The following is a 13,110-nucleotide window of genomic DNA, read 5'->3' as shown; positions in this document are numbered from 1 at the left end:
GTTCATGGAATGGCTTTATAGTATGTTTTTCTTCCTCTACGGTATCACGCTCGGCTCGTTTTTTAACGTAGTCGGACTGCGTGTGCCACTAAAGGAGTCCATCGTCTCGCCTCCTTCGCACTGTACGACGTGTGATCGGAATTTGACGGCGGTTGACCTAGTGCCGGTATTCTCTTACGTGTTTTTGCGTGGAAAGTGCAGAGGATGTAAGGAAAAGATCAGTGCTCTTTATCCCGTGATGGAGCTAATAACGGGTGTGCTGTTCGTTTGTGCGTACTTGTACTTTGGATTCCAGTGGGAACTAGTTGTGGCGTTGCTGTTTATCTCGATGCTCGTTATTTTAACGGTATCCGATCTTAAGTATATGTTGATTCCGAATAAAATTTTATTACCGTTTGGTATTGCGATTTTCATCATGCGTTTTGTTAGTCCACTGACACCTTGGTGGGATAGTTTGCTTGGAGCGGCGGTCGGTTTCGGTATATTGTTGCTGATTGCGATTGTGTCGAATGGGGGTATGGGTGGCGGCGACATAAAATTATTTTTCGTCATCGGCTTAGTGCTTGGTACGATACAGACGTTAGTGACGCTGTTTCTTGCTTCATTCATTGGCGCGATTGTCGGTCTGATTTTTTTGAAAAAGACTAAGCAAGGGCGCAAGACACCTGTGCCATTTGGACCTTCGATTGCAGCCGCTGCACTCATTGCGTATTTCTACGGCGCGCAGCTTGTCAGTTGGTATACGGGTTTGTTGAACTAAATCGGTAAATGTTTATGGACGAGACGACAACAGTCTCGTCTTTTTTTGCGTTCGTTTTGGTAAGGTGGAAGAAAACTAGTGGAGTGATGGAATGAATTTCCGCAGGACGTATTCAAAGAACATTGTCATTCGGGCGTTGATACAAGGTGTGGCGATCGGCTTGGTCGCCGTGCTCGTGATCGGGCTGACGATTTCGAGTACAGGAGGTAAAAAAGACAAGGCAGATAAGGCGGTAGCGACGAATGGGCCGAAGACGGAAGAGAAGGCAGGTGCCGCGGAAGACGGGGAGACGATGTTCGTCAAGCAGCATGGTGTGTTTTCGAGTCAAGAAGCAGCGACCGATTTCGTCGCGGAGAATCCGGGTCTTACGACTACGGCGATCGTGCCAGCTGGTGGTCAGTTTTACGTTTGGGGAGCGGCATGGTTGAAAGAAAGTGACGTCGTCTTGAAAGAAGGCGAAGACGCGTTCAAGAAGAGAATCACTGTCGTACCAGGCACTTGCAAGTCTGCGGACGCCGGAGAAGTGAAAAAAGCGTTGTTCGCAGAGGATTTATCGAAAATTGAATTGTCTGCGAAGGGGAAAGACGCGAAAAAGGATGGGGACTTCGCGAAGAAAGTGGCCGCCATCACTGCGTTTACACAGGATTCTTCTATTGCAAGACTGCATTTATTGGCACACTATTCGAACCAAGATCCGTGCTTCAAAATTCAATTTTGAGCCGAAATACGGGGAAGAATTGAATTTTGCCCTTTTTTCAAATCGCCTGCAATAGCGTACACTATGAAAAAAGGGGGTTGTTCCAATGAAATTTACAAGTATAAAACCTATTGTTCTCGCTTCTTCTTCGCCGAGACGTAAAGAACTATTGCAGTTGGCAGGAATTGATTTTGCGGTGAGACCGAGTGATGTTGATGAGGATGTGCCGTTCACGCCTGAAGAACCGTATGAATATGCGGTGCGTTTATCGGAGCGAAAGGCGCATGCGGTATTTGAGTCACAGGAGGAGATCATCATTGCGGCGGATACGATTGTGGTAAGAGAAGGCAAAGTATTCCCGAAGCCTGAAGACGATCAGCAAGCTATCGATTTCTTAATGGAGTTATCTGGAGAGTTACATGAAGTAATTACGGGTGTGACGATCCTTGCGAAGGGCAAGATAATCCAGTTTTCCGGTTTATCGCAAGTGAAGTTCAGAAAACTGGATGAAGAACTCGTTCGTGCATATGTGAAATCGGGTGACGCTTCGGATAAAGCAGGAGCGTATGGCATCCAGACGCAAGGGATGTTGTTTGTGGAAAATATGGTAGGCGATTATCAAAACATTGTCGGGTTGCCGGTCAGTGATCTGGTCAATCGGATGCGTGGGGAAGGTTTGCTGATGTTAGAAGGCGGTGACACGTAATGCCACTTGATTTGGCACCGCAGATGATGATCCGCGATGTGCATATCGCTGACAGGCCCCGTGAACGGCTGATTCGGGAAGGGGCAGGCAATTTATCCAATCAAGAATTGTTGGCGATCTTGTTGCGTACAGGCTCACGTTCAGAGTCTGTATTAGTGCTTGCGAACCGTGTGTTGTCAACAATTGACCGTTTGCAGGATTTGAAAGAGTTGACAGTTGATGAGATGACAAAGATTAAAGGGATCGGTGAAGCGAAGGCGGTGCAGTTGCTTGCGGCAGCGGAACTTGGCAAGCGTTTGTATCGGACAGCACCGCATGAACGGTATAAGATTCGTTCACCGGAAGATGCTGCGAATTATTTGATGACGGATATGTCGTCGTTGAATCAAGAACATTTTGTGGTGTTGTTTTTAAATGTAAAAAATGAAGTACTACATAAGCAGACGATTTTCATTGGCAGTTTGAATTCTTCCATCGTGCATCCGCGTGAAGTGTTTCGAGAAGCGTTTAAACGTTCGGCTGCGTCGATGATTATTTCCCATAATCATCCGAGCGGTGACACCACGCCTTCGAGGGAAGATATCGAGGTGACGAAACGCCTCATGGAAGCGGGGCAGATCATGGGTGTGGATGTGCTTGATCATATTATCATCGGGGATCAGAAATTCATTAGTTTAAAAGACAAAGGATACATCTAAAAGCATGAATCGTGTCGGAAAAAGTGAGGGGACTGGGAAATCAGTCTCTTTTTTGCTATTTTTCGCAAACTAGCTATGTGACGCTGTAAATTAAGTTACCTTTCCGTTATAATGTGGTGTATGCTTTTAACAACACCGATGACGGTTTTTGTAGAAGGGGAGAATTGACTTGTTTGGTTTCAGATCACGAAACGTAGGAATTGACTTGGGAACAGCCAATACTCTAGTTTTCATTAAAGATAAAGGTATTGTGCTAAGGGAGCCATCTGTCGTAGCGAAAAATACGACGACTGGTGAAATCGTTGCAGTAGGCAGTGAAGCACATGCGATGATCGGACGTACTCCGAGCTCAGTCGTGGCTATTCGACCGATGCGAGAAGGAGTTATTGCAGATTTTGAAACAACAACGGATATGATTCGTCATTATTTAAAAGAAGCGTTAAAGTCAACTGGCACTTCTTGGACGAAGCCGACTGTGATGGTTTGTGTGCCTTACGGTATTACGTCAGTCGAACAGCGTGCAGTGACAGATGCTGCAATTCAGGCGGGTGCAAAAGCTGCGTATACGATTGAAGAGCCATTTGCGGCTGCGATTGGTGCGGATTTACCTGTATGGGAACCAACCGGCAGTATGGTCGTCGATATAGGTGGAGGAACAACAGAAGTTGCTATTATTTCGCTCGGCGGTATTGTAACGAGCACATCGATCCGTGTAGGTGGAGATTCCATGGATACGGCTATCATAACGTACATCCGTAAAGAATATAAATTGATGATCGGTGAACGTACAGCTGAAAACATCAAAATGCAAATCGGTTCGGCGTTTGATTTGGATAAAACCGAAAAAATGGATATTCACGGCCGTGACTTGTTGACGGGTCTGCCGAAAACGATGGAGATTAATTCACAGGAAATCACGAAAGCATTGCGTGAGCCTATGGATTTGATTATTGAAGGTATGCGGAAGACGCTTGAGCAGACACCACCTGAATTGGCGTCAGACGTCATGGAGCGTGGAATTGTCTTAACAGGTGGCGGTTCATTACTTCGTAACCTTGATAAAGCGATTTCCGAAGAAACTAAAATGCCTGCATTCGTTGCAGAAAACACGCTCGACTGTGTCGTGATTGGAACAGGTAAAGCGCTGGATAATTTAGAACTGATCAAGAAGATTCAGTCATAATACTAATTGGAGGAGATGTAGGCAATGCCGCGTTTTTTTTCCAATAAACGATTAATCATTTTATTAGTAGGAGTAATCGTCCTAGTGGCATTAATTGCATTTTCACTTCGTGACCGAAATCATGCAAATGTACCGGAACAAGCAGTGAAAGATGTCGTAGGTTTCGGGCAGTCGCTCGTTACGAAACCAGCCCACTTTGTGACGGGACTCATTGAGAATATTGATACGATGCTTAATACATACGAAGAAAACAAACGATTAAAAGAGCGTCTGGAAACGTATGCCGCTATGGAAGCGGAGTTAGTAGATGTGAAAGCGAATAATGTGAAGTTGCGGGGAATTATTGATAAACAAGAGGACCTGCGTGCATTTGAGCCGATCCAGTCTACGGTGATCTCGCGTAATCCCGATCAATGGGAAGAGAAGGTCATCATCGATAAAGGAACGACGTCTGGAGTGGGCGTCAATATGGCGGTCATGACAGCGCAAGGATTGATCGGGAAAGTGATTCTATCGACTCCTTTTACGTCTACAGTTGAATTGATTTCAACGGAAAATAGTGCTTTCCGTGTGGCGGCAATGGTTGTAGGTGAAGAGGAAATGTTCGGTTTGATCGAAGGATATGATCGAGCTTCCCGACAATTGATCATGAAGCGGATTGATTCGAGCTTTAAAGTAAAAAAAGGAATGCAAGTGACGTCTTCTGGTCTCGGAGGAATCTTCCCGAAAGGTATTTTAATAGGGGAAGTAACTGAAGTTTCTACGGATGACTTTGGTCTGACGAAATTAGCGTATATCAAACCGGCAGCAAGCTTCTCGCAACTCGATCATGTGATGATTGCGAAGCGGACGATGACGGTTGTGGATGGTACGGACGGAGGCAACTCCGCGGATGCTAAAGGGGACGATGAATCATGATCCGATTCATCATTCCTGTGATTGCTGGACTCTTGTTTTTCCTGGAACCGATTTTCAGTCTGTTTTCACCGATTGAAATAAGCGGAGATTTGTATATTTTGGTGCCAAGGTTCGTAATCGTCTATTTAATTTTCATTGCGACGTATTATAATAGCAAGCGAGCGATTATTTACGGATTTATCCTTGGACTGTTGTATGATATGTATCATATTGATATTATTGGATTATACACATTCATGTATCCGCTGATTTGTTACGTTGCTGCGTTAGTAATTCGACAAATTGAGCGTCATACGGTGACAGTTATGGTATTATCATTAGTAATGATTGTGTTACTGGAATTGTTGTCGTACTTTTTTGCTAGTGTGATTGCGTTGACTTTTATTGATTTCGGTGAATTTTTCACGCATCGACTAGTTCCGACAATGATTGCGAACTCATTATTCATCGTAATGTTCGGTTATCTATTCAAACAGATTACAGAAAAAAGATTTTTTCAAAAGCAAGCAGGTTTTTAAGTATTGTGAGGTGATGTAGGTGACGAAATCACAGTTGATAACGATAAAAGGTACAAAAGACGGCTTAGTTTTACGATTGGATGATCATTGCGCATTTTCCGATTTACTAGGTGAGTTGAAAGAAAAAGTACAGAGCAGTGTGCTCGAAGGTGTGTCTGAAGTGCAGTTGCATCTAGGGCATCGTTATTGTGACGAGAAAGACATGAACAAAATTCAATCGGTCATTCATACTTCCCCTCATTTGCGAGTTTCGAAGGTACATAGTGACGTCATTTCGTTAAAAGAGTGTGAGAGAAAGTTGATCGAGAAGCAGTCCGAAACCTATATAGGAATCGTTCGATCGGGTCAAGTCGTAAAGGCTGATGGCGATTTGGTTATTATCGGTGATGTCAATCAGAGTGGGCAAGTCATTGCAGGCGGCAGTATTTATGTACTCGGTCGTGTCAAAGGCATTGCACATGCGGGCGCACAAGGCAATAAAGACGCAGTCATTGCTGCATCTTGGCTGGAGGCGACGCATCTGAAAATTGCGGATAAGATCGAGATCATGACCGACGAATTGACGGTTCTTTCTGAGCAACCTGAAATGGAATGTGCGTATCTTCAAAAGAATGGGCAGATTGCGATAGACCGTCTTCAGGAGCTCCGATATTTACGTCCGGACCTTGCTACATTTAAGGGAGGTATATAATTTGGGAGAAGCAATTGTTATTACTTCTGGTAAAGGTGGCGTTGGTAAAACAACAACGTCAGCCAATCTAGGCACCGCTCTTGCGTTACAAGGGAAAAAAGTGTGTTTAATCGATACAGATATCGGTCTGCGTAACTTGGACGTTATTCTTGGCTTAGAAAACCGGATCATTTATGATTTGGTCGATGTGGTGGAAGAGCGTTGTAAAGTACACCAGGCTCTTGTGAAGGACAAGCGTTTCGAAGATCGACTGTTCTTGCTGCCAGCAGCACAGACGACTGATAAGAGTGCCGTAAATCCTGAACAGATGAAGAAGCTCGTTTTGGAATTAAAGCAAGATTATGATTATGTCTTGATTGACTGCCCAGCAGGAATCGAACAAGGTTTCAAAAACGCTATTTCTGGTGCGGATCGCGCAATTGTCGTGACGACTCCAGAAATTTCCGCTGTACGTGACGCAGACCGAATTATTGGACTGCTAGAAGCGGAAGAAGGATTGGAACCGCCAAAATTGATTATCAATCGTATTAGAAGCGGCATGATGGAAAGCGGCGAAACATTAGATGTCAATGAAATCACGACGCATTTGTCGATTGATCTACTCGGTATCGTAATGGACGACCAAAACGTTATTTCTGCTTCAAATAAAGGTGAACCTGTCGTGATGGACCCGACAAACCCTGCAGCAATAGGCTATCGTAACATTGCCCGACGCATCTTAGGTGAGTCTGTGCCATTGATGACGATGGAGAAAAGTAAATCAGGATTCTTCGGTAAAATCAAAAACATGTTCGGCAAATAATACAATCGTAAAACTCAGTGCCTTTAATGGTACTGAGTTTTTTTCATTCGTCATTTAATTCTCCTTCTTTTCATACACTGCAGGTAAGGGAGGGGACGTGATGAAATGGAAAACAAAATGGATCATCGCTATTGTGCTGATGGTATCTGTTGTAGGTTTATCAAAACTTGAAGAACGCCAGCTAGTTAATATACCGATAACGCAATATGTAACGACTGGAAAAGACTTTGTGGTGATGAAGAAGTGGGTTTCTTCTTGGATGGCAGATGATGAAGTCATCACGGTATCTGGGGATTCCGTATTTAATCCGTTTGAGACGTATGAATCGTTCCAACCTTATCAGGACGGTGCCATTATCTCGTATACTCAACCGATGTCGATTACGTCGCAAGGAAGTGGGCTAGTCGTCTTCACGGGCTACACAAGGCAGTCAGGCAAGACGGTGACCGTTCAGTACGATAACGGCGACGAAGTGACGTATGGATTCGTAGGGTCGTTCTCGACGCTTCCTTACACCGCTGTGAAGCTTGGGGATGAGATTGCGATGATGGACGAGGAAGCGGTGTACATCCGCGTGAAACGCAATGGGATTCCGCTCGAGCCTACAGTACTCGCAACGTATATGTCGGACGGTCAGCAATGAAGTACCGTATTCATCCGGTATTATTACCGATCTTTTTATTTTTCATGATCGTCGGTGGTGTGTCATTGTACGCAATGCTCTTATTCTCTTTACTTTTTCATGAAGTAGGACACGTATTGGCCGCACGACACGTCGGAATGAAAATTAGGAGTTGTACTATTTTACCGTATGGAGGGGAATTGCAATTTGTTAATCGGCAGCTGGCAAGTAAACGGCAACGGCTGATCGTGGCGCTCGGTGGACCTGTCGCGACAGCCGTTCTGTTACTACTTGGCACGTATTTGTCATTCCCGGGAGAAGCGCAGTTCGTGAAGATTCAACTGATCTTACTGAGCGTCAATTTATTACCTATCTTGCCACTTGATGGCGGACAAGTCGTCTCGGTTTTACTTGAAACGGAAGAAACAAAATATACCACGCGCTCAAACTTCTTACTGTATTCCATCATTGCGTCCGCATCACTTTGTGTGTTCTTCATTGCCTACTTGCCAGCCAGTTTGCCACTCGTTATCATTACGTCGTTTTTAGCGGTTCAAAATATTATTTCGTATCGTTTTAGGAGGTATGAGCGAGTCTTTGAACAACTGACTAGAAAAGAGACTTCCTTCTTTTAAAAGATTGTGGGAATAATGCTTGACCAATTGTTTTCTATGTGATAATATTTTACTGTTATTGATTGTAGCACCCGTGCTACAACCGCACTGAACAGGTTCAAGTATTCGCTGGTCGAATCACCTGTCAAGGCGAGTCTGTATAAATTGAGGAGGTGCAAGTATGTACGCAATTATTGAAACTGGTGGAAAACAAATCAAAGTTGAAGCGGGCCAAGAAATCTTCATTGAGAAGATTGCTGGTGAAGCTGATGAAGTGGTAACTTTTGACAAGGTGCTAATGGTGGGCGGAGATGACGTTAAAGTCGGTGCTCCATTCGTAGAAGGCGCAACTGTAACAGGTAAAGTTGTCAAGCAAGGCCGCGCAAAGAAAATTGTTGTTTTCAAATATAAGGCGAAGAAAAACTATCGCAAAAAGCAAGGACACCGTCAGCCATACACGAAAATCGTTATTGACGGAATCAATCTGTAATCCGGCATGATACATGTCAGAATTATAAAAGAGCCTTCTGGGCGCATCTCAGTCTTTGAGATGGATGGTCATGCAAACTTTGCAGAACACGGACAAGATCTAGTTTGTGCTGGTGCTTCTGCCGTATCATTTGGTGCGGTGAATGCCATTATGCAATTGACTTCGATCGAACCTGATGTCGAGCAAGGGACGGATGGCGGATACTTACGTGTGGCGTTTCCGGTAACGGAACAAGATGCTGAAGTTCAGCTGCTCCTGAATGCTATGATTATTTCTTTACAAACGATTGAATTAGACTATGCAGATTTTATAAAATTATCCTTTGAAAAGTAGGAGGTGGCAGCTATGTTACGTTTGGATCTTCAGTTTTTCGCATCGAAAAAAGGAGTAGGTTCTACTAAGAACGGTCGTGACTCACATTCGAAACGTCTTGGCGCTAAGCGCGCAGATGGACAGCATGTTTCAGGTGGATCAATCCTTTATCGCCAGCGCGGAACAAAAATTCACCCAGGTGAAAACGTTGGTCGCGGTGGAGATGATACTCTATTCGCAAAAGTTGACGGCGTCGTTCGTTTTGAACGTCTTGGCCGCGACAAAAAGAAAGTCAGTGTCTACCCAGCAGCAACTCAAGAAGCTTAATTGGATAGCATGACCCTGTGAAAAAGGACTGCACTCGTTGCAGTCCTTTTTCTGTGTTTTGAGATGGTTGTTAGATTAGTTCTTGGCCTTATGAGCGGATAACGCGTGTCTATGAGCGCTTGTGGCGTGGGATAGAGCGATTAGTGGGTGTCTATGATCACTCACCGCTTTCTAAGAGCGGCTACGGGAGTTTATAGAGCGCTTAGGCATGAACTATGAGCGAACAGCAATTCATTGTAACGTTCAGACACATATTCTAAGCGATTTTGACTACGGCGAAGATTTTTTTAGTGATTTGCGCGTGAAAATGCTATACTAAGAAGTACGAAAACAGCTGGCGGTGAAAAAATGGGGAAGAATGAGCTAAATGTGTCGCAAGCAGTGAAATTTAGTCGACACGATCACATGAACGATCTGCAATTGATCCTTATGAATATCGATATGGGGAAATATACAGAAGCGCGAAATTGCATCCTTGAGAAAACAGCAGACATGCAACGTGAGGCATTGCTTCAGAAATTATGCATGCCGCTTACTGAGGAATGGATTACGACACTAGCGTGGCGCTATCCGGCATTGATGGTGCAACTGTATTGTGAGATTACGGAAAAAATTGATTCAAGTGAAATTGACGAAGTGTTGGTCGATTACTTGGAGCAAGTAGTGCTGGCTGTGGAATCAAAAATTCAGCGCTACGCAGATTGTCCCGTGACACTAGAAGTCACGACAGACACTGCATCTTGGAGTATTCAATTGACATTTACCGAGCTGTACGCGAAGCAACTAGACATCCCAGAACATTCATCACAGCTTACGGTCGAAGTCCACGGTGAACCGAATCAATGGACGTTTACTATCAGTGGACAATTAGGAGGATTATAAATTATGTTTGTGGATCACGTTAAAGTATTTGTAAAAGGTGGCGACGGTGGCGATGGTATGGTTTCGTTCCGTCGTGAAAAATATATAGCCAATGGTGGACCATCCGGTGGTGATGGTGGAAAAGGCGCAGACGTTATCTTTATCGTTGATGAAGGATTACGTACGCTAATGGATTTCCGATATCAGCGTCATTTTAAAGCTGAACGAGGCGAACACGGTCAGAGTAAAAACATGCACGGTCGTAGCGGTAAAAGTATGATCGTTAAAGTTCCCCCTGGTACAGTCGTTAAGGATGCCGAAACTGAAACGATTATTGCGGACTTGGTCGAACATGGCCAACAAGCGGTCATCGTGCGTGGAGGACGTGGAGGACGCGGTAACAGCCGTTTCGTTACGCCACAGAACACGGCACCGGAACTTTCTGAAAAAGGTGAACCGGGTGTTAGTAAAGATATCGTGCTTGAATTAAAAGTTCTTGCTGACGTGGGTCTTGTTGGATTCCCAAGTGTTGGGAAATCAACGTTATTATCAGTCGTTTCTTCAGCGAAGCCTAAGATTGCGGATTATCACTTTACTACATTAGTACCGAATCTCGGTATGATCGAGACAGATGATCACCGCACATTCGTTATGGCAGATTTGCCTGGATTGATTGAAGGTGCGCATCAAGGAGTTGGACTAGGACATCAGTTCTTGCGTCACATCGAACGTACGCGTGTTATCGTACACGTTATCGATATGTCAGGACTTGAAGGCCGTGAGCCATACGAGGATTACCAGACAATCAATAAAGAACTTGAGCAGTACAATATGCGTTTGACTGAACGTCCACAGATTATTGTGGCGAATAAAATGGATATGCCGGATGCGCAAGAGAATCTGGAAACGTTTAAAGAAGCACTTGGTGATGAAGAGATTCAAGTGTTCCCGATTTCTGCATTGACGAGAACGGGCTTGGATCCATTGCTGTATGCGATTTTAGATCTGCTTGAAACGACACCGGAATTCCCGATGTTGACGGATATGGATGAAGAAGAAGCAAGTAACTCTGTATTGTATAAACACGAATCGACTGGACCTGATTTCATTATTTCACGTGACGATGATGGCGCGTTTATGTTGTCTGGTTATACATTAGAGCGTTTGTTCCAGATGACGGACTTCAACTTCGATCAATCAGTACGCAAGTTCGCTCGTCAGATGCGTGGTATGGGAATCGACGATGCATTGCGTGAGCGTGGTGCGAAAAACGGTGATATCGTTCGTATCATGAGCTACGAGTTCGAGTTCTTGGAATAAGGAATGGCTCGTTTTGGGGGGAGCAAAATGGAACAAATCGGGGAAGGTCAGTTTTATTTAGTCCGCGAAGATGTATTGACCGAGTCAATGCAAAAAATGCTGGAAGCTAAACGAATGATGGCAAGAGGCGAAGTGACGACGATCCAGGAAGCAACTAAACGGGTCGGTCTGTCACGGAGCGCCTTTTATAAATATCGTGATGCCGTGTTCCCGTTCGAATCCATCGCGCGGGACCGGATTTTGACGATCTTTATTCAACTGGAAGATTTGAAAGGCTCGCTGGCTGTGCTTTTGGAAGTCGTGTCAGAAGCGAAATGTAATGTGTTGACGATTCACCAGACGATTCCTGTCCAGGGGCGCGCCAACATTACGTTATCGCTGGATGTAACGGAGATGGAAATTAAAGTAGAAGCATTTTTACAGCGTCTCAAAGCACCTCGATTTATTGATTCTGTTGATTTAATCAGTTCAGGGGTTTTCTGACCTCTTAAACCAGTGGGGAGATGAGAGATTCATGACAGAAAAGAAGTATGTACCATCCGTTGCGTATTTGGGGCCCGAAGCATCATTTACCCATATTGCAGCATCCGATTTATTCGGAATGGAAGGGTTAATGCCACGTCCGACGATTCCAGATTGTATTGAAGCAGTGACAGAAGGACATGTTGCCTATGCGGTCGTTCCGTTGGAGAATGCGCTGGAAGGTTCTGTACCGTTGACGATTGATTACGTTTTCAATAGTAAAGAGTTGTTTATCGCAGCCGAAATTTCCACGCCAATTGAGCAACATATGTTGGTCAATAAATCGCAGATGAATCACTTAGATGAATTGGATTCGATTCAATCTCATCCGCATGCATTGGCGCAATGTCATAAGTTTTTACAGTATCGTTACCGTGGAGTTCCGTTGATTCAGACGACGTCTACTGCAGCGGCAGCAAAATCTATTTCTGAACAGCCGGAACTACGTGTTGCAGCAATTGGCAACCGTTTGGCAGCAGAAACGTACGGCTTACATATAGCAGAAGAGAATATTCACGATTTCCATTTCAACCATACGCGCTTCGTCGTGTTGTCGTTGCGCAAGGAGAAGCTGGAGCATTCGAAGCACGCTTCTTCGATCAAGACGACGTTGATGGTGAAGTTGCCTGAGGACGACCGTCCAGGGTTGCTGCATCAGATTTTGTCGGTGTTTTCATGGCGCCGTTTGAACTTAAGCAAGATCGAGTCGCGGCCGTTGAAGACGGGTCTTGGCCATTATTTCTTCATTATCGACATTAATGAATCTGACGAGCATCCGATGATGATGGGCGCGATGGAAGAGTTAGCAGCACTAGGTTGCACCGCACGTTCGCTAGGAACTTATTATGTCTATGAGTCTGGGGAGTTTGTTTCCTGAGATAGTTAGGCTGGCTATGATGTTGGGGAAAGGGATTGGTGCTACGGAGGTGACGCTTTCTGGTGGGGACGTCTGCCGCTCCAATCCCTGTAGTATAAGTGGGATGTATTTATTTTGGCTTATTAAAGTTATACTTGTAGAAGGTTTTATAATTGAACTTGAACAGCCCTTGAACTTAATTAAGTTCAAGGG

Annotated in this window: 18 protein-coding genes and 1 other annotated feature; all 18 genes read left to right on the top strand. The window is 44.6% G+C overall.

Going from position 1 to position 13,110, the window contains the following annotated elements:
• The first annotated feature begins 4 nt into the window (after window positions 1-4).
• The 18 genes from SporoP32a_RS02115 (at window position 5) to pheA (ending at window position 12,918) form a co-directional block, all read left to right on the top strand.
• Window positions 5-760, top strand: a complete 756-nt coding sequence (locus SporoP32a_RS02115) for a prepilin peptidase (RefSeq protein ID WP_085426404.1) — start codon at window positions 5-7, stop codon at window positions 758-760.
• A gap of 91 nt (window positions 761-851) precedes the next feature.
• Window positions 852-1,478: a hypothetical protein gene (locus tag SporoP32a_RS02110; RefSeq protein ID WP_085426403.1), complete on the top strand. Its 627-nt coding sequence runs from the start codon at window positions 852-854 to the stop codon at window positions 1,476-1,478.
• An 85-nt stretch (window positions 1,479-1,563) separates the two neighbouring features.
• Window positions 1,564-2,163, top strand: coding sequence for a Maf family protein (locus SporoP32a_RS02105; RefSeq protein ID WP_085426402.1), 600 nt, complete (start codon window positions 1,564-1,566; stop codon window positions 2,161-2,163).
• On the top strand, window positions 2,163-2,861 hold the full coding sequence (radC, locus tag SporoP32a_RS02100) for a RadC family protein (protein WP_085426401.1): 699 nt from the start codon (window positions 2,163-2,165) through the stop codon (window positions 2,859-2,861). Before SporoP32a_RS02105 ends, radC begins: the two co-directional genes overlap by 1 nt.
• A gap of 169 nt (window positions 2,862-3,030) precedes the next feature.
• Window positions 3,031-4,044, top strand: coding sequence for a rod shape-determining protein (locus SporoP32a_RS02095; RefSeq protein ID WP_085426400.1), 1,014 nt, complete (start codon window positions 3,031-3,033; stop codon window positions 4,042-4,044).
• 24 nt (window positions 4,045-4,068) lie between these two features.
• Entirely contained in the window at window positions 4,069-4,962 is an 894-nt protein-coding gene (mreC, locus tag SporoP32a_RS02090) for a rod shape-determining protein MreC (protein WP_085426399.1), read from the top strand.
• Window positions 4,959-5,480 (top strand): rod shape-determining protein MreD, encoded by a 522-nt coding sequence (gene mreD / locus SporoP32a_RS02085; RefSeq protein ID WP_085426398.1) that lies wholly within the window; start codon window positions 4,959-4,961, stop codon window positions 5,478-5,480. The genes mreC and mreD overlap by 4 nt, the downstream gene beginning before the upstream one ends.
• Window positions 5,481-5,499: 19 nt before the next feature.
• Entirely contained in the window at window positions 5,500-6,171 is a 672-nt protein-coding gene (gene minC, locus SporoP32a_RS02080; protein ID WP_085426397.1) for a septum site-determining protein MinC, read from the top strand.
• A gap of 1 nt (window position 6,172) precedes the next feature.
• Window positions 6,173-6,973 (top strand): septum site-determining protein MinD, encoded by an 801-nt coding sequence (gene minD, locus SporoP32a_RS02075; RefSeq protein WP_085426396.1) that lies wholly within the window; start codon window positions 6,173-6,175, stop codon window positions 6,971-6,973.
• A gap of 100 nt (window positions 6,974-7,073) precedes the next feature.
• Entirely contained in the window at window positions 7,074-7,616 is a 543-nt protein-coding gene (locus SporoP32a_RS02070; protein ID WP_085426395.1) for a peptidoglycan DD-metalloendopeptidase family protein, read from the top strand.
• Window positions 7,613-8,230, top strand: a complete 618-nt coding sequence (locus SporoP32a_RS02065; RefSeq protein WP_085426394.1) for a metalloprotease — start codon at window positions 7,613-7,615, stop codon at window positions 8,228-8,230. The genes SporoP32a_RS02070 and SporoP32a_RS02065 overlap by 4 nt, the downstream gene beginning before the upstream one ends.
• A 70-nt stretch (window positions 8,231-8,300) precedes the next feature.
• Window positions 8,301-8,377, top strand: a sequence feature (ribosomal protein L21 leader region).
• 13 nt (window positions 8,378-8,390) lie between these two features.
• A complete protein-coding gene (gene rplU / locus SporoP32a_RS02060) occupies window positions 8,391-8,699 on the top strand; it encodes a 50S ribosomal protein L21 (protein ID WP_085131022.1) in 309 nt (102 codons plus the stop codon).
• A 6-nt stretch (window positions 8,700-8,705) separates the two neighbouring features.
• A complete protein-coding gene (locus SporoP32a_RS02055) occupies window positions 8,706-9,032 on the top strand; it encodes a ribosomal-processing cysteine protease Prp (protein ID WP_085426393.1) in 327 nt (108 codons plus the stop codon).
• 12 nt (window positions 9,033-9,044) lie between these two features.
• Window positions 9,045-9,338, top strand: coding sequence for a 50S ribosomal protein L27 (rpmA, locus tag SporoP32a_RS02050; protein WP_085426392.1), 294 nt, complete (start codon window positions 9,045-9,047; stop codon window positions 9,336-9,338).
• A 348-nt stretch (window positions 9,339-9,686) separates the two neighbouring features.
• Complete coding sequence (locus SporoP32a_RS02045; protein ID WP_085426391.1) at window positions 9,687-10,220, top strand: Spo0B domain-containing protein; 534 nt, start codon at window positions 9,687-9,689, stop codon at window positions 10,218-10,220.
• Window positions 10,221-10,223: 3 nt separating this feature from the next.
• Window positions 10,224-11,519: a GTPase ObgE gene (gene obgE / locus SporoP32a_RS02040; protein WP_085426390.1), complete on the top strand. Its 1,296-nt coding sequence runs from the start codon at window positions 10,224-10,226 to the stop codon at window positions 11,517-11,519.
• 27 nt (window positions 11,520-11,546) lie between these two features.
• Window positions 11,547-12,002 carry an ACT domain-containing protein gene (locus SporoP32a_RS02035; protein ID WP_029053700.1) on the top strand — a complete coding sequence of 152 codons (456 nt, stop codon included), beginning with the start codon at window positions 11,547-11,549 and terminating at the stop codon, window positions 12,000-12,002.
• A 31-nt stretch (window positions 12,003-12,033) separates the two neighbouring features.
• A complete protein-coding gene (gene pheA, locus SporoP32a_RS02030) occupies window positions 12,034-12,918 on the top strand; it encodes a prephenate dehydratase (RefSeq protein ID WP_085426389.1) in 885 nt (294 codons plus the stop codon).
• Window positions 12,919-13,110 lie beyond the last annotated feature (192 nt).

The organism is Sporosarcina ureae (genome assembly GCF_002109325.1).
Classification (GTDB): Bacteria; Bacillota; Bacilli; order Bacillales_A; family Planococcaceae; genus Sporosarcina; species Sporosarcina ureae_C.
The sequence above is the reverse complement of the archived record's forward strand: the minus strand, read 5'-3'. Positions and strand labels throughout refer to the sequence as shown.